The sequence below is a fragment of the Streptomyces sp. NPDC059900 genome, assembly GCF_050270335.1.
GTDB lineage: Bacteria > Actinomycetota > Actinomycetes > Streptomycetales > Streptomycetaceae > Streptomyces.
Map to the genome: position 1 here is coordinate 1 of NZ_JBNNJZ010000094.1, position 21,185 is coordinate 21,185.

20 protein-coding genes are annotated in these 21,185 nt (G+C 72.5%); 12 read left to right on the top strand and 8 right to left on the bottom strand.

Translation table 11 applies throughout. From position 1 onward, the window contains the following. Nucleotides 1-362 precede the first annotated feature (362 nt). The 3 genes from ACQKIP_RS16045 (at nt 363) to ACQKIP_RS16055 (ending at nt 2,931) form a co-directional block, all read left to right on the top strand. The gene (locus tag ACQKIP_RS16045) at nt 363-1,814 is read left to right on the top strand and encodes a ferredoxin reductase family protein (protein ID WP_365852110.1); all 1,452 of its coding nucleotides are present in this window, start codon (nt 363-365) and stop codon (nt 1,812-1,814) included. Between the two features lie 15 nt (nt 1,815-1,829). Continuing rightward, the gene (locus tag ACQKIP_RS16050; protein WP_365852112.1) at nt 1,830-2,021 is read left to right on the top strand and encodes a hypothetical protein; all 192 of its coding nucleotides are present in this window, start codon (nt 1,830-1,832) and stop codon (nt 2,019-2,021) included. 127 nt (nt 2,022-2,148) lie between these two features. Then, nucleotides 2,149-2,931 (top strand): sulfite exporter TauE/SafE family protein, encoded by a 783-nt coding sequence (locus ACQKIP_RS16055; protein ID WP_365852114.1) that lies wholly within the window; start codon nt 2,149-2,151, stop codon nt 2,929-2,931. 57 nt (nt 2,932-2,988) lie between these two features. Here the strand turns inward: ACQKIP_RS16055 and ACQKIP_RS16060 are convergent, their stop codons facing one another. From ACQKIP_RS16060 to ACQKIP_RS16070, 3 genes are all read right to left on the bottom strand, one after another. Then, entirely contained in the window at nt 2,989-3,657 is a 669-nt protein-coding gene (locus tag ACQKIP_RS16060) for a class F sortase (protein ID WP_365853394.1), read from the bottom strand. Between the two features lie 132 nt (nt 3,658-3,789). Beyond that, on the bottom strand, nt 3,790-4,344 hold the full coding sequence (locus ACQKIP_RS16065) for a hypothetical protein (protein WP_365852116.1): 555 nt from the start codon (nt 4,342-4,344) through the stop codon (nt 3,790-3,792). A gap of 284 nt (nt 4,345-4,628) precedes the next feature. Continuing rightward, the gene (locus tag ACQKIP_RS16070; RefSeq protein WP_365852118.1) at nt 4,629-5,414 is read right to left on the bottom strand and encodes an aminotransferase class IV family protein; all 786 of its coding nucleotides are present in this window, start codon (nt 5,412-5,414) and stop codon (nt 4,629-4,631) included. A 139-nt stretch (nt 5,415-5,553) separates the two neighbouring features. Here ACQKIP_RS16070 and ACQKIP_RS16075 point away from each other — a divergent pair, with 139 nt between their 5' ends. Then, complete coding sequence (locus ACQKIP_RS16075; protein ID WP_365852120.1) at nt 5,554-6,201, top strand: NADPH-dependent FMN reductase; 648 nt, start codon at nt 5,554-5,556, stop codon at nt 6,199-6,201. 17 nt (nt 6,202-6,218) lie between these two features. Here ACQKIP_RS16075 and ACQKIP_RS16080 read toward each other — a convergent pair whose 3' ends face one another. Together ACQKIP_RS16080 and ACQKIP_RS16085 are read right to left on the bottom strand one after the other, a co-directional pair. Beyond that, nucleotides 6,219-7,505 carry a sensor histidine kinase gene (locus ACQKIP_RS16080; RefSeq protein ID WP_365852122.1) on the bottom strand — a complete coding sequence of 429 codons (1,287 nt, stop codon included), beginning with the start codon at nt 7,503-7,505 and terminating at the stop codon, nt 6,219-6,221. Continuing rightward, nucleotides 7,505-8,218 carry a hypothetical protein gene (locus ACQKIP_RS16085; protein WP_365852124.1) on the bottom strand — a complete coding sequence of 238 codons (714 nt, stop codon included), beginning with the start codon at nt 8,216-8,218 and terminating at the stop codon, nt 7,505-7,507. The genes ACQKIP_RS16080 and ACQKIP_RS16085 overlap by 1 nt, the downstream gene beginning before the upstream one ends. Nucleotides 8,219-8,380: 162 nt before the next feature. Here ACQKIP_RS16085 and cutA point away from each other — a divergent pair, with 162 nt between their 5' ends. From cutA to ACQKIP_RS16100, 3 genes are all read left to right on the top strand, one after another. Then, on the top strand, nt 8,381-8,737 hold the full coding sequence (gene cutA / locus ACQKIP_RS16090) for a divalent-cation tolerance protein CutA (protein WP_365852126.1): 357 nt from the start codon (nt 8,381-8,383) through the stop codon (nt 8,735-8,737). Next, nucleotides 8,734-9,171 (top strand): gamma-glutamylcyclotransferase family protein, encoded by a 438-nt coding sequence (locus ACQKIP_RS16095; RefSeq protein ID WP_365852128.1) that lies wholly within the window; start codon nt 8,734-8,736, stop codon nt 9,169-9,171. The genes cutA and ACQKIP_RS16095 overlap by 4 nt, the downstream gene beginning before the upstream one ends. A gap of 183 nt (nt 9,172-9,354) precedes the next feature. Further along, nucleotides 9,355-9,651: a DUF6355 family natural product biosynthesis protein gene (locus tag ACQKIP_RS16100; protein ID WP_365852130.1), complete on the top strand. Its 297-nt coding sequence runs from the start codon at nt 9,355-9,357 to the stop codon at nt 9,649-9,651. 75 nt (nt 9,652-9,726) lie between these two features. Here ACQKIP_RS16100 and ACQKIP_RS16105 read toward each other — a convergent pair whose 3' ends face one another. Both ACQKIP_RS16105 and ACQKIP_RS16110 read right to left on the bottom strand, forming a co-directional pair. Next, nucleotides 9,727-11,856 (bottom strand): molybdopterin oxidoreductase family protein, encoded by a 2,130-nt coding sequence (locus ACQKIP_RS16105; RefSeq protein WP_365852132.1) that lies wholly within the window; start codon nt 11,854-11,856, stop codon nt 9,727-9,729. A gap of 195 nt (nt 11,857-12,051) precedes the next feature. Further along, nucleotides 12,052-12,663 carry a SanA/YdcF family protein gene (locus tag ACQKIP_RS16110; protein ID WP_365853396.1) on the bottom strand — a complete coding sequence of 204 codons (612 nt, stop codon included), beginning with the start codon at nt 12,661-12,663 and terminating at the stop codon, nt 12,052-12,054. Nucleotides 12,664-13,012: 349 nt separating this feature from the next. On the opposite strand from ACQKIP_RS16110, the gene ACQKIP_RS16115 reads away from it, so the two are divergent. From ACQKIP_RS16115 to ACQKIP_RS16135, 5 genes are all read left to right on the top strand, one after another. Next, a complete protein-coding gene (locus ACQKIP_RS16115; RefSeq protein ID WP_365852134.1) occupies nt 13,013-13,924 on the top strand; it encodes a sirohydrochlorin chelatase in 912 nt (303 codons plus the stop codon). A gap of 69 nt (nt 13,925-13,993) precedes the next feature. After that, a complete protein-coding gene (locus ACQKIP_RS16120; protein WP_365852136.1) occupies nt 13,994-15,307 on the top strand; it encodes a deoxyguanosinetriphosphate triphosphohydrolase in 1,314 nt (437 codons plus the stop codon). Nucleotides 15,308-15,435: 128 nt separating this feature from the next. Next, nucleotides 15,436-16,698 carry an NAD(P)/FAD-dependent oxidoreductase gene (locus ACQKIP_RS16125; protein WP_365852138.1) on the top strand — a complete coding sequence of 421 codons (1,263 nt, stop codon included), beginning with the start codon at nt 15,436-15,438 and terminating at the stop codon, nt 16,696-16,698. Nucleotides 16,699-16,742: 44 nt separating this feature from the next. Beyond that, nucleotides 16,743-18,656, top strand: a complete 1,914-nt coding sequence (gene dnaG / locus ACQKIP_RS16130) for a DNA primase (RefSeq protein WP_365852140.1) — start codon at nt 16,743-16,745, stop codon at nt 18,654-18,656. 118 nt (nt 18,657-18,774) lie between these two features. Next, complete coding sequence (locus tag ACQKIP_RS16135) at nt 18,775-20,103, top strand: RNA polymerase sigma factor (protein WP_365852142.1); 1,329 nt, start codon at nt 18,775-18,777, stop codon at nt 20,101-20,103. 6 nt (nt 20,104-20,109) lie between these two features. On the opposite strand, the gene ACQKIP_RS16140 is transcribed toward ACQKIP_RS16135, so the two are convergent. Further along, a partial coding sequence (locus tag ACQKIP_RS16140) for an ABC transporter ATP-binding protein (protein WP_427743242.1) occupies nt 20,110-21,185 on the bottom strand: 1,076 nt, incomplete at its 5' end.

Sequence of the window (21,185 nt, forward strand, 5' to 3'; positions counted from 1 at the left end):
GCTCTGGACGAACAAGCCTTCCCACCCACCCGCCCGTTTGCCCCGCATCCCACCTGCTCGTTTGGCCCGCGTCGCACCTGCCCGTTTGCCCGGCGTCGCACCTGCTCGTTTGCCTCGCATCGCACCCGCCCGTTTGCCCCGCATCCCACCTGCTCGTTTGGCCCGCGTCGCACCTGCCCGTTTGCCCGGCGTCGCACCTGCCCGTTTGCCCCGCATCCCACCCCCCCCGTTTGCCCCGTATCGCACCCGCCGCCGTCGCCGGGCTTAACCCCCGTTGAGGCGATCCTCAAGTGCGCCTTAAGGATCAGCAGTGACCGTCTGACCAGCCGGTTTTGCCGGTGCCCCGCGCCTAGTCTGCGGCGGTGACCAGCGATGCAGCCGACTCCCGACTTGCCGCGTACCCCGCGCTGTCCGCGTATCTGCGGCAGACGGAGGGGATGGAGGTTCCGCCGATGCCGGTGATGCCTCCGAGGGTTCCGCGGGCCCGCGCCGCCACCCCCGTTCCGCCGATCCGCGTCACCCCCGGCGCCCTGCGCGGCGGAATCACCGGCGGAGCACTCGGCGTCGGCGTGCTCTGGGGCGTCCAGGCCGAACCCTCGGCCCGGCTCGACGTGCTCTTCGCCACCGGCGCCCACCTCACCGGGCTGCTCGCGGGGTACGGCGTGCTCGTCATGCTCTTCCTGATGGCCCGCGTCCCCGCGGTCGAGCACGGCGTCGGCGCCGACAGGATCGCCCGGCTGCACGCCCTCGGCGGACGCTACGTACTGACCCTGTGCCTGGGGCACGCCCTGCTCGCCCTGTGCGGATACGCCGTCCACACCGACGCCGATCTCCTCAGCGCCGCCCTCGACCTGCTCGGCTACCCGGGCCTCGCCCTCGCCGCCGCCGGGACCGCGCTGCTCGTGGCCGTCGGCGTCACGTCCGCGCGGGCGATGCGGCGCCGCGTCCCGCACGAGACCTGGCGGGCCGTGCATCTGCTGACCTACCTCGCGGTCGCCCTCGCCTTCGTGCACCAGCTGGCCGGTCCTGACGTGGCGGGCAGCATGCTGAGTGTGTGGGTGTGGTCGATGCTGCACGCCACGGTGGCGGTGCTCCTCGTCTGGTACCGCCTCGTCGTACCCGCGCGGCAAGCGCTCAAGCACAGCCTGCGCGTCATCGCCGTACGCGACGAAGGGCCCGGCGTCGTGTCGGTCCTGGTGCAGGGCATCGGCCTCGACGGGCTGCGGGCCGAACCCGGCCAGTTCTTCCGCTGGCGCTTCCTCCGGCGCAGGCTCTGGCGCACCGCGCTGCCGTTCTCCCTGTCCGCTCCCGTGCGCGACGACACCCTGCGGATCACCGTGAAGGCCATCGGCGACCACACCCGGCGGATACGGCGCCTGAAGCCGGGGACGCGGGTGCTCGCCACCGGGCCCTTCGGCGCGCTCACCGCTCACCGCCGTACGAGGCGGAAGGTGCTGCTGCTCGCGGGCGGCGTGGGGATCACCCCGATGCGGGCGCTGTTCGAGACGCTGCCCGGCGGCCCCGGCGACATCACCCTGCTCTACCGGGCCGGCAGCGCGGAACAGCTGGTCCTGCGCGAGGAGCTGGAGGAGATAGCCCGGCGCAGGGGAGCGGGGCTGCACTTCCTGCTCGGCCGCTCCGACGCCGCCTTCGATCCGCTCGCCCCGCAGGCCCTGCGCAATCTCGTCCCCGACCTCATCGAGCACGACGTCTATCTGTGCGGGCCGCCCGGCATGACCGCATCCGCCACCGCCGCGCTCGAACGGGCCGGGGTTCCGCAGGACCGCATCCACGCCGAGTGCTTCACCTTCTGAGAGGGCCGAGCTGACATGGGACGTCACCGCAGACCCGCGGGCCCGGCCAAGGGCCCCACATTGCAGGCCCGCCGCAAGCTGGCGGCGGGCCTCGCCGGAGCGAGCGCGCTGGTCGCCACGGTCCTCGCCTTGACGGTCGACCCGGCGGCACCACCGGCACCCGACCGCACCCCGGCGGGCGTACCGGCACCGCAGGCGGCGCCTTAGGGGCGAGACCGGATGTGCCCCGGAGGACCCCCGGAGGACCCCCGGAGGACCCCCGGAGGACCCCCGCATGGACCCCGCAGGACCCCCGGAGGAGAGGGAAGATCAACCCCTCCATAGGGTCCAGACCATGCCCGACATATCTCTGACCACCGTCGTCGTCCTCTGCGTCGCCGCCCTCGCGGCCGGCTGGATCGACGCCGTGGTCGGCGGGGGCGGTCTCCTGCTGCTGCCCGCGCTGCTTCTCGGTCTGCCGGGATCGACCCCGGCCGCGCACGCGCTCGGGACGAACAAGGCCGTCGCCATCGTCGGGACGACCGGCGCCGCCGTGACGTACGTCAGGAAGACACGCGTCGACGTGCGCACCGCCGTGCGGATCGGGCTCGCGGCACTCGCCGGGTCCATGGGCGGTGCCTTCTTCGCCGCCGGGATGAGCACCGGGGTCCTCAAGCCGGTGATCATGGTGGTGCTGCTCGCCGTCGGAGCCTTCGTCATCTTCCGGCCCGCCTTCGGCACCGCGCCCCCGGCCCGGCCCGTCTCGCCCAAGCGCATCCTCGCCGCCATCGGCCTCGCGGGCCTCGGCATCGGGTTCTACGACGGCCTCATCGGGCCCGGCACCGGTACCTTCCTGGTGCTCGCGCTGACCGCCGTGCTCCACCTCGACCTGGTGTCCGCGTCCGCCACCGCCAAGATCGTCAACTGCTGCACCAACGCGGGCGCCCTCGCGATGTTCGCCTGGCAGGGCGCGGTCCTGTGGCAACTGGCCGCCCTGATGGCCGTCTTCAACCTCGCGGGCGGCATGTTCGGCGCGCACACCGCCCTGAAGCGGGGCAGCGGCTTCGTCCGGATCGTGCTGCTCACCACGGTGTTCGGCCTGGTGGCCAAGATGGCGTACGAGCAGTGGCTGGCCTGAGCCGGTTCTCAGCGGCCTGCCTGAGCCGGTTTTCCGCGGCCGCTGCCGAGCCCGGCGTCAGCGCACGCTCGTCAGGTGGGCGAAGACCACCACGTTGCCCTGGTAGCCCGTCTTCCTGGAGTAGCTGCCGCCGCACGTGATCACCCGCAGCTCCGGGCGGTCCGCGGCCCCGTACACCTTCTCGTCGGGGAACTTCTCCGCTTCGTAGACCTCGTTCGCGTCGACCGTGAACACCGCGACGCTGCCGTCCCTGCGTTCGAGTTCGATGGTGCTGCCCCTGGTCAGTCTGCCCAGGTCGTAGAAGACGGACGGCCCTTCGGCGTTGTCGACGTGCCCCGCCACGATCGCCGTGCCGCTCTCGCCGGGCGTCGTCCCCGACTCGTACCAGCCCGCCAGGTTCGTCTTCTTCGGCGGCGGTACGTCGAGGCTGCCCTGCCGCGTCAGGCCGAGCCCCATGAGGGGCGCGTCGACCCGGATCGACGGGATCCGGATCCGGTCGGGCGGGGACGGGGGGAGTGCCGCGGCGGCCGGAGCGCGGCCGGAATCGGGACGGGCCGACGCGGCCTGCGCCGCGGACGGCTGGGGCGGCGTACGGGTCTCCTGGCCGCTGTGCAGCAGCCACGCCCCCGAGCACAGGGCGAGGACCGTGACCGCGCCTATGGCGGAGTTGAGGCTCTTCCTGCCGAGGGGCCGGCCGGCAGAGCTCTTGCTTCCCGGGGTACCCAGGGGTCTCACTCGACTCGTCCCCCTCGGGGTTCGGGAAGGCCGGTCCCCGCATCCCCCTCCGGATCCGCGAGGGACTTGCGGACCCGGAGAGGGAGGGGGCTGGCGGTACCGGTGGACAGCGGAGGGTGTCCGTCAGATCCTGTCGCCTCTCGCCCGGCGATGCAGGAGCCAGGTACCGCCCGCGGCGGCCACGGCAAGCGCCGCCACACCCGCCGCGGTCTGCACGGGATCGGGGCCAAGAGCGCCGCCGACCCCCGTCTTCACATAGCCCTTCGGAGCCACCGGCTGCTCCTCGCGGGCGGCGGCCGTGGAGGTGATCGTCACGACCAGGTCGCCCGCCGTCTCCTTGCCGCCGGCGCCGGAACCGGAGCACTTCGCGACGATCTCGTAGGTGCCGGGCTGGGCCGACGGCGGCACCTTGAACTCACCGACCGCCGTCTGTTCGCCCGCGCCCGGCGTCAGCGTGAACGTGCCGGCGCCGACCGCGCTGGCATCCCCCGAAGCGGCCCCCTCGCTGCCGCACGCGGTGGTGCTCACGGTGACCGCGTCGCCCGGCATGACGGTGGCGGGACGGACTTCGAGACCTCCCCCGCCACCCTCGGCGGAGGCGGCGGCCGCCGGTGGGGCGAGGAAGCCCGCCGATGCGACGGCGAGCGCGGCAGTGGTCAGCAGGCGGGCTTTGCGCATCGTGCTTGCTCCTCCGAGAAGCTTCAGAGGGCACGGCCCGCGGCACCTCCACGTGCCGCTGCGTCGGTCGAACCCCGCTCTACCGAGGTAAGTGGCACTCGGCGGCGCACGCCTCCTGAAGGCTCGTCAGAAAGGCAGCGCTGAAGCCGCTTCTGACACTCCGACGGAAACATTCCAGCAGGTCACCCGGCGTGTCGCCGAGGAGAGTCCGAAGGGAGCCCACGGCGCCTGTGAATGGGTGACCCGGTACTCCGCCCCGGACCCGCCCGGCACCTGATTGCGCCTCAGACGGTGTCCCACGGGACGTCGGCATACACCTTCGCCAGCGTCTCCATCAGCTGCTCGCCGACCGCGAACTCCGTGGCGTCGATCCGTCGCACGGGCGCGATGCCCCGCGCGTTCGTGACGAAGGCGGCCGTGTACGAGGAGAGGTCAGCGAGCGTGACCGGGGCCCGGCGGGAGGGAAAACCGGCGGCCGCGAGCCGCGGTTCAAGGAGCTGCATGGTGATGCCGGTCAGGCAGGGCGCGTCGGGCCAGACGACCTCCGAGCCGTCGAAGAAGCCGATGTTCGTGACGGCGCCTTCGCTGATCGTCCCGTCGGGCGCGGTGAGCAGCGCGTCGTCGAAGCCCGCGCGCCGGGCGAGCTCCCCGTGCCGGGCCTGGCCGAAGCCGCCCAGGTGCTTGATGTGCGGGAAGGGCCGCTGATAGGGCACGGACTGCAAGGCCTGAGCGACCTCGGACATCCCGCCCGGCGGCCGGACGGTGACCGTCACGGACGGCTCGCCCTCCGGTGCGTGGACGTGGACACGTACGGAGGCATCGGTGATGTCGTCGCGCAGCACGTGCCGGATCAGCGCGCGGACGTGCTCGCCGTCGAGCCCGTTGCCGAACAGCTCGCGGGTCGCCTCGTCGAGCCGGGCCAGATGCAGCCCGAGCCCGCGCGTCGCGCCTCCCCTGACCTGCATCGCGGTGAAGTGCCCCACGCCGCCGAGAGCGGGCCACAGCAGCCGGTCGGCGGTGGCGGCCCGGCCGTCGATTTCAAGGCGCAGCAGAGGCGCGGGAGTTGTCATGGGCTTCACCGTACGACGTGGGGGAGTGCGCGCTCGGCGGGTGCCAAGGAGGGGGCGGCAGCGGGTCCGGCGGCCGCGTGGCGAACTCGTCGCGGGAGCCGCTTGACCTCAAGTTAGGTTGAGGAAGGAAGCTCCTCTCATGACCACGAACACGACTGCCACTGATTCCGCGTCCACCGAGTCCATCGCGTCCACTGAGCCCGCCACGCCCGCCGCTCCCCGCGTCGCCGTCATCATCGGAAGCAACCGCGAGGGCCGCTTCGGGCCGATCGTCGCCGACTGGCTGCTGTCCCGGATCCGGGAACGCCCGGACTTCGAGGCGGACGTCATCGACCTGGCCGACTCCCACCTGCCCACCGCGCTCTCCCACAACCCCTCGCCCGGCACCCGCGCCGAACTCGGCAAGGTCACCCCGAAGCTCGCCGCCGCCGACGCCTTCGTCGTCCTCACCCCCGAGTACAACCACTCCTACCCCGCGTCCCTCAAGAGCCTCATCGACTGGCACAACGCCGAATGGCAGGCCAAGCCCCTCGCCTTCGTCTCCTACGGAGGGCTCTCCGGCGGCCTGCGCGCGGTCGAGCACCTGCGGCCGGTCTTCGCCGAGCTGCACACCATGACGATCCGCGAGACCGTCTCCTTCCACAACGCGGGCGCGCTCTTCGCCGACGACGGCACCCACAAGGACCCGGCGGCCGCGAACGCCGCCGCCAAGTCGATGCTCGACCAGCTCCACTGGTGGGCGTGGGCGCTGCGGAGTGCCAAGGAGGTCCGCCCGTACGGGAGTTGACACCTGTCCCGCGGCGGTCAGGCCTCCGGCAGGTGCACCGCCGCCACCGCGCCGCCGTCCCGCGCGTTGCGCAGCTCCACCCGCGCCCCGATGGCCTGCGCCTGGCCGAACGCGATCGTCAGGCCGAGGCCCGTGCCCTGGCCGCGCTCACGGGCACCGGTCTGGAAGCGCTGCGGGCCGTCCTTCAGGAGGTGCTCGGGGAAGCCGGGCCCGCGGTCGCTGACCGTGACCACGGGCCCGGCCACCCGTACGTCGACCGTGCCCGCGCCGTGCCTGCGGGCGTTGGCGACGAGGTTGGCGATGATCCGCTCCAGGCGGCGCGCGTCGGTGCGTACGAGCGTGTCGTCCGGACCGCACGCCGCCGCGAACCGCACCGGGCACCCCGACCGCTGCACGATCCCCTCGGTCAGCGTGCCCAGGCGGTGCGAGCCCAGGTCGGGTCGCTCCATCTCCGCGTCGAGGCGCGCCACTTCGAGCAGGTCCTCGGTGAGGGTGCACAGGGCCGCGACCCGGTCCCGCACGAGCTCCGTGGGCCGGCTCTGCGGCAGCAGTTCGGCCGCGGTGTGCAGGCCGGTCAGCGGGGTGCGCAGCTCGTGGGCGACGTCCGCGGTGAAGCGCTGCTCGGCCTCCAGGCGCTGTTGCAGGGAGGCCGCCATCGTGTCGACGGCCGCCGCGAGTTCGGCCACCTCGTCCTTGCCGGGACGGCTGCCCGGCGCTCTCGGGTGGTCGATACGGGCGTCGAGTTCGCCCTGGCTGATACGGCGCGCGATGGCCGCGGCGGTCCGCAGCTCGCGGCTGAGCCTGCTGGAGAGCGCGGCGCCGCCGAGCGCCGCGAGGATGACGACCACGGCACCCGACGCCATCAGCTTCTCGTCGAACTCCGCCATCTCGGCGGCCTGTTCGGTCAGCGGCTCACGCACGGAGAGCACCCGGTCGCCCACCGGCCGCGCCGCCCACACGACGGGATCGTCCGCGCCCATGTCGAGGTAGGTGGTCCGCCGCCCGTCCAGGGCCGCGGCCCGCAGCGACGCGGGCAGATCCGGGGCGTCGAGCGCGGCGTCCATGCCGGTGTCCTCGTCCGAGTCGACCTGCCCCGTCAGCTCGTACAGCTGGCGCACCCGCACCAGCTGCGCGGTGGCCCCGGACCTGGCGCTCGCGGAGACCTGTTCGAGGCGTGCCTGGTGGACGAGGGCCCCGATCGCGACGGCGACGACCGCACAGCCGAGGGCGAGCAGCGCGGTGATCTTCCAGCGGAGGCCGAGGGCGTTGAGCGCGGCGCGGGCCCGCCCGGCGATGCCTTTCATCACCGCCCGTCACCGTCCTCGGAGGGCTCCGGCGTGGGGACCGGTGCCGGGGAGCCGTCGGCGCCCGGCGTCTTCTTGTAGCTCTTGATGTCGCTCACCGTGGACAGCCGTACGCCGTCCCAGTGGTACCGCACGGCCTGTTCGCCGCCGTCCGCACAGGAGCTGCGCACCAGCAGGTCCGGGCCGATCGTCGCGACGCTCACGCGCTTGCCCGCGGTGAGCAGGACCGGGTAGACGCGGCCTTCGTGCGCACGGTAGACGGCGAGGACGCTGCGTCCGCTCTCCGTGTCGGCGGCCACCAGCAGCTCGGGCTGCCCGTCGCCGGTCAGGTCGGTCAGGAGCGGCGGCCGGAGCCCGGCCTTGCCGGGGCGGTCGATCTCGCCGCGGTCCGCTAGCGGCTTCATCCGCGGATCGGCACGCAGGATCTTGCGGAAGTCCGCCGCGCCGAGCCCGCCCTTGCCCAGCTTCGGGAGCCCTTCCAGGGGTTCCGGCGGCGGCTGGTGCGTCGCGGTGTCGGCGCCGGGTGTCTGGGACGACGTACCGGACCAGGCGGGCCAAAGCGCGTCGGGGCGCGGCTGCACGGACACGGACGGCGCGGGCTCACCGGCGTCGAGGCCGTCCATGCTGCCGCAGCCGGCCAGCACGACGGCAGCCGTGACGGTGAGGAGGGCGGCACGGCGCAGGAGGCGGCGGCGGGGGCAGGTGAGGTTCATGTCCCTGTCGACGTTAGGAAGCTTCCATCACGGAAATCGGGAGGTTGTGTAACAGACGGGGGTAAGCGGGGTGGAACCGCCGGGTTCGGGACCTTCGGCCTGGCCGGTGGCCCTTGCCGTAGCCGCTTCCGGCCGGCCGTCCGGCCCGGTGACAATCGGTGCATGACGTCGACGAACGAAGCCGGGTCCGCATCCGGACAGGCAGCGGTGCTCACCGTGCTGACCACGACCGATACCGCGCAGAAAGCTCAGGACCTCGCGAGCGGAGCGGTGGCGGCACGCGTCGCCGCCTGCGCGCAGATCGCGGGGCCCGTCGTCTCCGTCTACCGGTGGGAGGGCGCCGTGGAGACCGCGCAGGAGTGGCAGGTGCTGTTCAAGACGACCGCCGCGCGGTACGACGCCCTGGAGTCCTGGCTGACCGGGGCCCACGACTACGACACCCCCGAGATCATCGCGACGCCGGTCGTACGGGGGAGCGCGGCGTACCTGGAGTGGGTGGAGCAGGAGACGGCCGGGTGACGTCGCAGGGGGCCCGGCTGCCGTTCTTCGTCTACGGGACGCTGCGGCCGGGGGAGCCGAACCACGCCGCCCATCTGCGCGGCCGGGCGGCGGCGGAAGTGCCCGCCCGGCTCGCGGGGGCGATCCTCTACGAAGGGCCCGGCTACCCGTACCTGGTGGAGGAGCCCGGCGGCGGCCAGGTGCACGGCGAGCTGATCACCGCCCTGCCGTTCGCGTACGAGCGGCTCCTCGCCGATCTCGACGTACTGGAGGTCTACGCACCGGGCGACCCCCGCAATCTGTACGAACGCGTGGAGCGCGAGGTGGCTCTGCCGGGCGGGGCGGCGGCGCGCGCGTGGGTGTACGTCGCGGCGCCTCGGGTGGCGGCGCGGCTGCGGGCTTCGGGGTCGGTGATCGGGGGAGGGGACTGGGCGTCGTTCCGCGCGCGAGGGTGAGCGGATCACCGCAGCTCAGGTCGCTGCGTACTCGATCCGGTGGACTCAGTAGCCCGTGCGAGCGACGCACCGGGAGCGCGTAGTCACGGAGGGTGACGGGTGTGGCAGTCTCCCGTCACGCACCAGTCGGTGCGCGAGTCGATTCGGTGCGTGAGCACCCCATCCTCAAGCAGGAGTTGCCCCATGAGCCTTCGCCGTTCGCTGCCGGCCCTCGTCGGCGCCGTAGCCCTTACCCTCGGCCTCCCCGTGGCCGCCGCCGCGTCCGCTCACGCCCCGACGGCCGTCCTGAACCCCTGCGGTTTCTACGAGACCGGCAGCGACGCCTTCTACAACCACTGCACGGACGACGGCTCGAACGTCGTCATCAAGGTGAAGGTCGCGTGGGGCCCCGACTACGAGCGCTGTGTGGGCCCGGGCAGGAGCTGGCTGGGAGCGGCGGACAAGATCCAGGGCGCGCACTACCTCGGCCGCACCTGCTGACAGCCGCTCCCGCCTGCTGCCGCATCTGCTGACAGCCGCTCCCGCCCGCAGCCGCACCTGCTGACTCTCCTGTGTCTACGAGAGCCGGGCCCGCTCCAGCCGCACCGCGCAGACCTTGAACTCCGGCATCCGTGACACCGGGTCAAGTGCCGGATTGGTGAGGGAGTTGGCCCGGCCCTCGCCCGGCCAGTGGAACGGCATGAAGACGGTGTCGGCGCGGATCGCGCTCGTGATCCGCGCCGGTGCGACGGCCCGGCCGCGGCGCGACACGACGCTCACCGGCTCGCCGTCCCCGACATCGAGCCGCGCTGCGAGCCGCGGATGCAGCTCCACGAACGGTCCGGGGGCGGCGGAGTTGAGCTCGTCGACGCGGCGTGTCTGGGCCCCCGACTGGTACTGCGCGAGGACCCGCCCCGTGGTCAGGAGCACGGGATACTCCGCGTCCGGCTCCTCACCGGCGTCCCGGTGCACCACCGGCACGAACCGTGCCCGCCCGTCGTCGGTGGCGAACCGGTCGAGGAAGAGGCGGGGGGTGCCGGGGTGTACGGCGCCCGCCTGGCCCGCGCCCTCGTCCGCCGCGCCCGCATTCTCGCTCGCGGGGCACGGCCAGAAGACCCCCTCCCCGTCGCCCTCCCGCAGGCGTGCGTACGAGATTCCCGAGTAGTCCGCAGCCCCGCCCGCGCTCGCGCGGCGCAGTTCCTCGAAGACTTCCTCCGGGTCCGTCGGGAAGCCCTTCTCGTGGCCGAGGTGGGCGGCGAGGCCGTGGAGCACGTCCAGGTCGCTGCGGACGCCGTCCGGCGCGCTCAGGGCCCGGCGGCGCAGCAGCACCCGGCCCTCCAGGTTCGTCACCGTCCCCGTCTCCTCGGCCCACTGGGTCACCGGCAGCACGACATCGGCCAGTTGCGCCGTCTCGGAGAGCACCACGTCGGCCACCGCGAGGAAGTCGAGCGAGCGGAGGCGCTCCTCCACGTGTGCGGCGCGCGGCGCCGACACGACCGGGTTGGAACCCATCAGGAGCAGGGCCTTGATGTCCCCGCCGAGCGCGTCGAGCAGTTCGTACGCGGACCGGCCGGGGCCGGGGAGCGAGTCGGGGTCGACGCCCCACACCCGCGCCACATGTGCCCGCGCCGCCGGGTCCGCCAGCTTGCGGTAGCCGGGCAACTGGTCGGCCTTCTGGCCGTGTTCCCGGCCGCCCTGGCCGTTGCCCTGCCCGGTCAGGCAGCCGTACCCGGCGAGCGGACGGCCCGCGTTGCCCGTCGCGAGGCAGAGGTTGATCCACGCGCCCACCGTGTCCGTGCCCTTGGACTGCTGCTCGGGCCCGCGCGCGGTGAGCACCATCGCGGCCTCGGCGTCGCAGAACATCCGCATCGCGTCCCGCAGTTGCGGCACCGGAACGCCGCTGATCCGCTCCACGTACTCCGGCCAGTGCGCCATCGCCCCCGCCCGCGCCTCGCCCCAGCCGCTCGTCCGTTCCTCGATGAACGCCTCGTCCGTGCGCCCCTCGGCCACCACCAGGTGCAGCAGGCCGAGCGCGAGAGCCAGGTCGGTGCCGGGGCGCGGCGCGAGATGGAGGTCGGCCTGCTCGGCGGTGCGGGTCCTGCGCGGGTCGACGACGATCAGCTTCCCGCCGTTCTCCTTCAGTTCCGTCAGATACCGCAGCGCGGGCGGCATCGTCTCGGCGAGGTTCGACCCGACGAGGATCACGCACCCGGTGCGCGGGATGTCCTCAAGGGGGAACGGCAGCCCGCGGTCGAGCCCGAAGGCCCGCTGCCCCGCCGCTGCCGCCGACGACATGCAGAACCGGCCGTTGTAGTCGATCTGCGAGGTGCCGAGCGCCACCCGGGCGAACTTCCCCAGGGCGTACGCCTTCTCGTTGGTCAGACCCCCGCCGCCGAACACCCCGCAGGCGTCCGCGCCGTGCTCCCCGCGGGTGCGGGAAAGGCCCTCGGCGACGCGGGCTACGGCCTCCTCCCAGGTGGCCGGTTCGAGCCGGCCCGTGGCGTGGGATCGGATGAGTGGCTCGGTCAGGCGCACCCGGGAGGAGAGCACGGCGGGTGCGGTGCGGCCCTTGCCGCACAGCGCGCCCCTGTTCACGGGGAACTGCGGACGCTCCACGACCTCCACCCCGCCGGGGCCGCCGGCCAGGCTCATCCCGCATTGCAGCGCGCAGTACGGACAGTGGGTCGGTGTCGCATCGGTGTGCATGCCGACCAGGGTCCGTGGCACGTGTTACGCGCCCCGACGCGATCGCGTTACACACGCGGTAAGCCGACCTCAGCGAGCCCCATACCCCGCTGTGAGCCCCTTCAGGGGCGCGGGGAACCGCGCGCGGACGGACCACGACCCGCACCCGGCCGATGAGCGAAAGCAGGCAGACACAACCCCGCTCAGGGCCCGGGATCAGCGAGGTGCGGCCAGCGCCCGGTCCACGCCCGGCTCCCGGGGGCCGAGGAAGCGCGGATCCGGTCGAAACGCCGAGTCCAACGCCGCCTTGCCCGCCGCGAAGACCTCCCTCGCGCCGCCGTAGTACCAGGTCGCGTCGTGCTTGGCGTCGACCCCGACGCCGTACGACGTGACGCCCGCCGCGCGGCAGAGCGCGACGGCCCTGCGTATGTGGAAGCCCTGGCTGATCAGCACCGCCCGGTCGACGCCGAACACCTTCTTCGCGCGCACGCAGCTGTCCCAGGTGTCGAAGCCCGCGTAATCACTGACGATCCGGCGCCCCGGCACACCGCGCTCGGTCAGATACGCGCGCATGGCGTCCGGTTCGTCATACTCCTCGCGGCTGTTGTCGCCGGTGACGAGCACGACCTCTATCCGTCCCGCCTCGTACAGCTCGGCGGCCGCGTCCAGGCGGTGCGCGAGATAGGGCGAGGGCTCGCCGTTCCACAGCCCGGCGCCGAAGACGACCGCGACCCGGGTGCGCGGCACGTCAGCCGTCGTGTGCAGGCGCCCCTCCGCCGTCACGAACAGCCAGGTCGCGGGCAGCAGCGCGAGGACGCAGACGGCCATGAAGGCCTGCACGGCCCGCCGCTGCCCCCGGCGCGTACGCGGGATCCTCAAGCGCGACCGCAGCGGCGACCACAGGCGGCCGAGCCGGGCCGCAGCGCCGCGGAGCCGGGCCCGCACCCCCGACGGCGCCTTCGCCCCCGACGGCCTCCCGGCCCCCGGCCGCCGCGTCCATCCCGGCAGCTCCATCCCGTTCCCCCGTGCCCCGATGCCGGATCCCCCCGATCCGGTCTCTGCGCACAACGGTAAGCGACCGCACTGACAACGCCGCGTTCCCGCCGGTGAGCCAGGCCGAAAGGACCCGTCACCGGCGCGCAACGCGACCGAAATGCGGTACGGCCATCCTCGGTCCATGACGCCGTCGAACCCTCTTCGCGACGAGTCCGGCAGCACCCCTCTCGAAAGTACGGCGCAAATCATGGACCGCATCACCAGCCAGCTCGGCAGCCAGCTCAACCTCGTCTCCCTCGACGGCAGGCGCCGCCCCGCCCCGCGTAACGGCGCCGCCCCGGATCTCGTGGTGGTCGCCCACGGCAGCCGTGACCCGCGCGCGCTCGCCACCGTCACGGCGCTCCTGGACCGGGTCCGCGAGCTGCGGCCGGCCCTCACCGTGCGCCTCGGCCACATCGAGCTGAACGAGCCGCTGCTCACCGACACCCTCGCCACCCTCGCCACCCTCGCCGCGGAGCGGGGCGGCTCCGCGGTCCTCGTGCCGCTGCTGCTCGCCCGCGGCTACCACGTCAAGCACGACATCCCCGGCGCCGCCGCCGACGCGCCGCATCTCGACACGCGGGTCGCCGCCCCGCTCGGCCCGCACCCCCTGCTCGTCGACGCGCTGCACGACCGGCTCCTGGAAGCAGGCTGGCCGACCGGGCCCGACCGGCGCACCGACGCCGTGATTCTGGCCGCGGCGGGCTCCCGCGACCCGGACTCCGCCACGGACACCCGCCACGCGGCGGACCTCCTGGCCCAGCGGCTCGGCGTACCGGTCATACCCGCGTACGCGACGCCGACCGGGGCCGCCGCGCTCAGCGTGCCCGCGGCGGTGCGCGCCCTCGCCGCCCGCGGCCGCCACCGCACCGCCGTGGCCTCGTACTTCACGGCACCCGGCCGCTTCGCCACCCAGTGCGCCGACGCCGCGCCCTGGATCGCGTCGGCCCCGCTCGGCGCCCACCCGGCCATGGCCCGCCTCCTCCTGCACCGCTACGACCGGGCCCGCGCCACCGCCACGCAGGTTCCGCCCCGTCAGCTGACGTCCGCGTGACGGTCACCGGGACGGCCACGCAGGGCCCCTGAAGCCCTCTTTGTCACTGCTTGCGTTTACTGTCGGTGCATGGAAGGCACTGCATCGAACGCGTACGGCGCTGAGGCGGCCTATGACGAGGCCGCCGTCGAGCGATGGGCCGCCGAGCCGGACAAAAGGCCGGGGCGCACCGCCTTTCAGCGGGACCGCGCGCGCGTTCTGCACTCCGCCGCGCTGCGCCGCCTCGCCGGAAAGACCCAGGTGGTCACCCCCGGCACGCGCAGCAACGAGGCGTGGGACGCCAGCGCACGGACCCGTCTGACGCACTCCCTGGAGTGCGCCCAGGTCGGCCGCGAGCTCGGCGCCGCCCTCGGCTGCGACCCCGACCTGGTGGAGACCGCCTGCCTCTCCCACGACATGGGCCACCCGCCCTTCGGGCACAACGGCGAGCAGGCGCTGAACGAAGTGGCGGAAAGCTGCGGCGGCTTCGAGGGCAACGCCCAGTCCCTGCGCCTGCTGACCCGCATCGAACCGAAGCGCTTCGTCACGGACGAGGACACCGGCGCACCGGTCAGCGTAGGGCTCAATCTGACCCGCGCCGCCCTGGACGCCGCCACCAAGTACCCCTGGCCGCGCGGCGCCCACCCCACCGACCCCGGATCCCCCAAGTTCGGGGTCTACGAGGACGACCGGCCGGTCTTCGACTGGGTCCGCAAGGAGGCGCCGGGCCGCCGCACCTGCTTCGAGGCCCAGGTCATGGACTGGTCCGACGACGTCGCGTACTCGGTGCACGACATGGAGGACGGCCTGCACGCCGGGCACATCGATCCGAACGTGCTGCACGCCGAGCCCGAGCGCGCGGACATCTTCGCCGTGGCCATCGGACGCTATGTACCGGCGGACACCGACCCCGAAGAGCTGTCCGCGGCCCTGGACCGCCTCCTGGACCAGGAGTGGTGGCCGCACGGGTACGACGGCTCGGCGATCGCCCAGGGCCGCCTGAAGGACGCGACGAGCCAGCTCATCGGCCACTTCTGTCTCGCCGCGGAGAGCGCGACCCGCGAGCGGTACGGCAAGGGCCCCCTGACCCGGTACGCCGCCGAACTGGTCGTCCCGCGCGAGGCACGCCACGAGTGCGCGGTCCTCAAGGCCGTCGCCGACCGTTACGTGATGCAGCGCCCCGCCCAGGAGCGGCTGCGCGCGGACCAGCGGATCGTCGTCGCCGAACTGGCCGAGGCGCTCACGGCCCGCGCCCCCGAAGGACTCGACCCGCAGTTCCGCGCGCTGTACGAAACGGCGTCCGACGACCGCGCGGCACTGCGCGTGGTCGTCGACCAGATCGCCTCGCTCACCGACGCGGCGGCCCGCTCCCTGCACGCGCGGCTCACGGCAAGACACCCCTGACATATGCGAAATGAGCCGTTCGACCACGGGGCGTGACGAAAACTGGCCGGATCGGTTCGCAACCCCTTCCCCCATCACGCTCTGTGCGGGACGCTCCCCCTGACGGCAAGGCTTTGAGGAGGCATCAAGTGGTCGACGCGGATCAGACGTTCGTCATTGTCGGAGGAGGTCTCGCGGGCGCGAAAGCGGCCGAGACACTCCGGGCCGAGGGCTTCACCGGCCGGGTGATCCTCATCGGTGACGAACGCGATCACCCGTACGAGCGCCCGCCCTTGTCGAAGGGATACCTCCTGGGCAAGGAGGATCGCGACAGCGTCTACGTCCACGAACCCGCCTGGTACGCACAGGCGGACGTGGAGCTGCATCTCGGCCAGACCGTCGTCTCCGTCGACCGCGAGGCCAAGGCCGTCCGCCTCGGTGACAGCGCCGTCATCCACTACGACAAGCTCCTCCTCGCCACCGGCGCCGAGCCGCGCCGCCTGGACGTCCCCGGCACCGGCCTGGCGGGCGTGCACCACCTGCGCCGTCTCGCGCACGCCGACCGGCTGCGGCAGGTTCTCGCCAGTCTCGGCCGGGACAACGGCCATCTGGTGATCGCCGGAGCGGGCTGGATCGGCCTGGAGATCGCCGCCGCCGCACGGGAGTACGGCGCGGAGGTCACCGTCGTCGAGCCCGAGCCCACCCCGCTGCACGCGGTCCTCGGCCCCGAGATCGGCCAGATGTTCGCCGACCTGCACGCCGAGCACGGCGTGCGCTTCCACTTCGGCGCCCGGCTCGTCGAGATCGCGGGCCAGGACGGCATGGTCCTCGCCGCCCGCACGGACGACGGCGAGGAGCACCCGGCGCACGACGTGCTCGCCGCGATCGGCGCCGCCCCGCGCACCTCGCTCGCCGAATCCGCCGGTCTGGAGATCGCCGACCGGGCGCACGGCGGCGGTGTCGTGGTCGACGCCTCCCTGCGGACCTCGGACCCGGACATCTTCGCCGCGGGCGACGTGGCCGCCGTCCAGCACCCGCTCTTCGACACGAGGCTGCGCGTGGAGCACTGGGCGAACGCCCTGAACGGCGGCCCGGCCGCGGCCCGCGCGATGCTCGGCAAGGACGTGGCGTACGACCGGGTGCCCTACTTCTTCTCCGACCAGTACGACGTGGGCCTGGAGTACTCGGGATGGGCGCCGCCGGGTTCGTACGACCAGGTCGTGATCCGGGGCGATGCCGGCAAGCGCGAGTTCGTCGCCTTCTGGCTGAGCGAGGGGCGTGTCCTCGCCGGGATGAACGTGAATGTGTGGGACGTCACGGACAGCATCCAGAAGCTGATCCGCACGGGGGCACGACCGCCCGCCGAGTCCCTCTCCGACCCGTCCGTCCCCCTGGAGTCACTGCTCGGGTGACGGGGCAGGGCGGGAGTGTCGTAGCCGGGTCGTAGTATTCCAACGTGGCTGGAAGGATCAATGACGAGGACGTGAAGGCGGTTCGGGACGCGGTCCCGATCGACGCCGTGGTCTCCGACTATCTCCAGCTGCGGAACGCGGGCGGAGGCAACCTCAAGGGCCTGTGCCCCTTCCACGACGAGAAGTCACCGTCCTTCCAGGTCAGCCCGGGCAAGGGTCTCTTCCACTGCTTCGGCTGCCAGGAAGGCGGCGACACGATCGCCTTCGTGATGAAGATCGACCACCTCACCTTCTCGGAGACGGTCGAGCGCCTCGCCTCCCAGGCGGGCATCACCCTTCGCTACGAAGAGGGCGGGTACAACCCGTCGAGCCAGCGCGGCGAGCGCATCCGCCTGGTCGAGGCCCACAAGATCGCCGCGCAGTTCTACGTCGACCAGCTGGAGAGCCCCGAAGCCGAGATCGGCAGGAAGTTCCTGGCCGAGCGCGGCTTCGACCAGGCCGCCGCCGCGCACTTCGGCGTCGGCTACAGCCCGGCGGGCTGGGACCACCTCACCCGGTTCCTGCGCGGCAAGGGCTTCACCGACAAGGAGCTCGTCCTCTCCGGCATCTCCCAGGAGGGCCGCCGCGGCCCCATCGACCGCTTCCGCGGCCGGCTGATGTGGCCGATCCGCGACATCAGCGGCGAGGTCGTCGGCTTCGGCGCCCGCAAGCTGCGCGACGACGACAACGGCCCGAAGTACCTCAACACCCCCGAGACGCCGATCTACAAGAAGGGCCAGGTGCTCTACGGAGTCGATCTGGCCAAGAAGGAGATCGCCAAGACCTCCCGCGCGGTCGTCGTCGAGGGCTACACGGACGTCATGGCCTGCCACCTCGCCGGTGTCACCACCGCCATCGCGACCTGCGGCACCGCCTTCGGCGGCGACCACATCAAGATCCTGCGCCGCCTCCTGATGGACAACGGCTCGGCGCGGGTGATCTTCACCTTCGACGGTGACGCGGCAGGCCAGAAGGCCGCCCTGCGCGCCTTCGAGGACGACCAGAAGTTCGCCGCCGAGACGTACATCGCCATCGCGCCCGAGGGCATGGACCCCTGCGAGCTGCGCCTGGCCAAGGGGGACGCGGCGGTCGCCGACCTCGTCGAACCCCGCACGCCGCTCTTCGAGTTCGCGCTGCGCCAGATCGTCGGCAGGTACGACCTGGAGACCCCCGCGGGCCGCGCCGCCGCCCTGGACGAGGCCGCGCCGGTCGTGGCCCGCATCAAGAACAGCGGCGCACAGCACGAAGTGGCCGTACAGCTCGCCGGGATGCTCGGCATCATGGACACCCAGTTCGTGGTCAAGCGCGTCGCCCAGCTGGCGCGCTGGGCCCGCGACCGGGGCGGCCGGGGCCCGGCCCCGCAGCAGGGCCCGCCACGCGGCCAGCAGTATGCCCCCTCCGCGCCGGCTGTGCCCTCAGGGCCCTCCGGCCCGGCGCTCACGCTCCGCAGCCCCGCCCACCGCACCGAGCGCGAGCTGCTCAAGCTGGCCCTCCAGCGCCCGGAGCTGGTCTCCCCGGCGTTCGACGCGTATGGGGCGGACGAGTTCACCGCCCCGCCGTATGCAGCGGTGCGCCGGTGCATCGAGGAGGCGGGCGGCGCCGAGGCGGGCATCCCCGAGCCACAGACCTACCTCGCCCGTGTCCTGGACGCGGCTCCCGACGACACGGTCCGCGCCATGGTCACCGAGCTGGCCGTCGAGGCCATCCTGCGCAGATCGGTGGACGAGATCTACGCGGGCATGCAGCTCGTCCAGGTCAGGCTGCGCGCCGTGGACCGCCGTATCCGCGACGTCCAGGGCAGTCTGACCCGCCTGAGCGCCCAGCGTGACGCGGCCCAACTGGCCGCCGTCCAGAACGAGTTGTGGGTCCTCCAGCAGTACGGAAGGGCGCTTCGCGAGCGCGGCGCCGACGCACTCTGAGGTTCGGACACCGCCCCGCTGGTTACCCGTGGGGTAACCACGCGGTTACGGACCGGACTCAAAAAGTCACCGCACGCCCCTCGTGGCGGCCGTGTGTCGTGCCCCACACTGGGTTGCGGTGCCTGAGTCCTCGGAGCGCGGCCGGCCCGCAGACAGCGGATGCGGATCCGGCGAACCCGCGATTCCACACATCGTGTTCGGGACGGACAGCGGCGAGGCCGTCGAAGCCGATCCCGCTGTACCGCTGCCGCACGCCTCAGCAGCGATCATCATGGAGGTCGCCCCCGTGCAGACCCAGACCCTCACCCAGACCGAGACCGCCGTTGCCGCGGAAGCGGAGGCGGAGGCGGATACGGACGTCATCGCGGCCGTGCCCCCACAGAGTCGCGCCGCACGGCACCCGGAAGCAGGGCCCGAAAGCCCCGAAGCGGAGGCGATCCCCGACCTGCGGGACGCCGCCCCGGAGGCGCTCGAACCGGAGAGCGGCGCGCTGCCGCTGCCTCCCGCCGCACCCCGTGGCCGCGCCGACACCGGCGGCCCCTCGTCCGACCTGTTCCGGCAGTATCTGCGTGAGATAGGCCGGATCCCGCTGCTCACGGCGGCGGAGGAAGTGGAACTCGCGCGCGGTGTCGAGGCCGGTCTCTTCGCCGAGGAGAAGCTGCGCCTGGCCACCGACCTGGACTCGCAACTGGCCCTGGACCTCGACAAGCTGGTCGTCATGGGCCGGATGGCCAAGCGCCGCCTGATCGAGGCCAACCTCCGCCTGGTCGTCTCCGTCGCCAAGCGGTATGTCGGACGCGGACTGACCATGCTCGATCTCGTCCAGGAGGGAAACCTGGGCCTGATCAGGGCCGTCGAGAAGTTCGACTACGCCCGCGGCTACAAATTCTCCACGTACGCGACCTGGTGGATCCGCCAGGCCATGTCCCGGGCCCTCGCCGACCAGGCCCGTACCATCCGCGTGCCCGTGCACGTCGTCGAGCTGATCAACCGCGTCGTCCGCGTCCAGCGCCGCATGCTCCAGGAGCGGGGCTACGAACCGACCCCCGAAGAGGTCGCCGCCCAGCTCGACCTGCCGCACGAGCGCGTCAGCGAAGTCCTGCGCCTGGCCCAGGAACCGGTGTCGCTGCACGCGCCGGTGGGGGAGGAGGACGACGTCGCGCTCGGCGACCTCATCGAGGACGGCGACGCGACGAGCCCCGTCGAATCGGCGGCCTTCCTGCTCCTTCGCGAACACCTGGAGGCGGTGCTCTCCACGCTCGGCGAGCGCGAACGCAAGGTGGTCCAGCTGCGCTACGGCCTCGCGGACGGCAGGCCCCGCACCCTGGAGGAGATCGGCCGGATCTTCGGCGTGACACGCGAACGCATACGCCAGATCGAGTCCAAGACCCTCAACAAGCTGCGGGACCACGCCTTCGCGGACCAGCTGCGGGGCTACCTCGACTAGCCCGGCCTAGTCGACCTCGGCCACGGCTTCGGCGAACTGGGCCTTGTACAGCCGCTGGTAGGCCCCGCCCGCAGCCAGCAGTGCGTCATGCGTGCCCTGTTCCACGATCGCGCCGTCCTCCATCACCAGGATGGTGTCCGCGTCCCGGATCGTGGAGAGCCGGTGGGCGATGACGAACGAGGTCCGCCCGTGGGCGAGCCGCGACATCGCCTTCTGGATGAGCACCTCGGTGCGGGTGTCGACCGAACTCGTCGCCTCGTCGAGGACCAGGATCACCGGGTCGGACAGGAACGCCCGCGCGATCGTGATCAGCTGCTTCTCGCCCGCGCTCACCCCCGTGCCCTCGTCGTCGATCACCGTGTCGTAGCCGTCGGGCAGCGTGCGGCAGAAGCGGTCGGCGTGGGCCGCCCGCGCCGCCTCCTCGATCTCCTCGCGGGTGACGTCCTTGGGCGCTCCGTACGCGATGTTCTCCGCGATGGTGCCGCCGAACAGCCAGGTGTCCTGGAGGACCATGCCGATGCCGGAGCGCAGTTCGTCGCGCGACATCTTCGCGATGTCGACCCCGTCGAGCGTGATGCGCCCGCCGGTGACCTCGTAGAACCGCATGAGCAGATTGACCAGCGTGGTCTTGCCCGCGCCGGTCGGCCCGACGATCGCCACCGTGTGGCCGGGATCGACCTTCAGGGACAGGTCCTCGATGAGCGGCTTGTCCTTCTCGTAGCGGAAGGAGACCTGCTCCATCTCGACCCGCCCGCGCAGCTGGTCGGGGCGCGCCCCCGGCACGGGGTCGGCCTCCTGCTCCTCCGCGTCGAGGAGCTCGAAGATCCGCTCGGCCGACGCGACGCCGGACTGCACCAGGTTCGCCATCGACGCGACCTGCGTGAGCGGCATCGAGAACTGCCGCGAGTACTGGATGAAGGCCTGCACGTCACCGATCGACAGGGCGCCGGACGCGACCCGCAGACCGCCGACCACGGCCACCAACACGTAGTTGAGGTTCGACATGAAGAACATCAGCGGCTGCATGGCCCCGCTGTTGAACTGTGCCTTGAACCCGGCCTCGTACAGCGCGTCGTTCTGCC

Excerpts from the sequence above, each read along its gene's own strand:
- ACQKIP_RS16075 (WP_365852120.1), top strand. The coding sequence starts at position 5,554 with ATGACCACGAACACGACTGCCACTGATTCCGCGTCCACCGAGTCCATC.
- ACQKIP_RS16115 (WP_365852134.1), top strand. The coding sequence starts at position 13,013 with ATGACGCCGTCGAACCCTCTTCGCGACGAGTCCGGCAGCACCCCTCTC.
- ACQKIP_RS16065 (WP_365852116.1), bottom strand. The coding sequence starts at position 4,344 with ATGCGCAAAGCCCGCCTGCTGACCACTGCCGCGCTCGCCGTCGCATCG.
- ACQKIP_RS16100 (WP_365852130.1), top strand. The coding sequence starts at position 9,355 with ATGAGCCTTCGCCGTTCGCTGCCGGCCCTCGTCGGCGCCGTAGCCCTT.
- ACQKIP_RS16050 (WP_365852112.1), top strand. The coding sequence starts at position 1,830 with ATGGGACGTCACCGCAGACCCGCGGGCCCGGCCAAGGGCCCCACATTG.
- ACQKIP_RS16085 (WP_365852124.1), bottom strand. The coding sequence starts at position 8,218 with ATGAACCTCACCTGCCCCCGCCGCCGCCTCCTGCGCCGTGCCGCCCTC.
- ACQKIP_RS16080 (WP_365852122.1), bottom strand. The coding sequence starts at position 7,505 with ATGAAAGGCATCGCCGGGCGGGCCCGCGCCGCGCTCAACGCCCTCGGC.
- ACQKIP_RS16070 (WP_365852118.1), bottom strand. The coding sequence starts at position 5,414 with ATGACAACTCCCGCGCCTCTGCTGCGCCTTGAAATCGACGGCCGGGCC.
- ACQKIP_RS16055 (WP_365852114.1), top strand. The coding sequence starts at position 2,149 with ATGCCCGACATATCTCTGACCACCGTCGTCGTCCTCTGCGTCGCCGCC.
- ACQKIP_RS16105 (WP_365852132.1), bottom strand. The coding sequence starts at position 11,856 with ATGCACACCGATGCGACACCGACCCACTGTCCGTACTGCGCGCTGCAA.
- ACQKIP_RS16120 (WP_365852136.1), top strand. The coding sequence starts at position 13,994 with ATGGAAGGCACTGCATCGAACGCGTACGGCGCTGAGGCGGCCTATGAC.
- cutA (WP_365852126.1), top strand. The coding sequence starts at position 8,381 with ATGACGTCGACGAACGAAGCCGGGTCCGCATCCGGACAGGCAGCGGTG.
- ACQKIP_RS16110 (WP_365853396.1), bottom strand. The coding sequence starts at position 12,663 with ATGGCCGTCTGCGTCCTCGCGCTGCTGCCCGCGACCTGGCTGTTCGTG.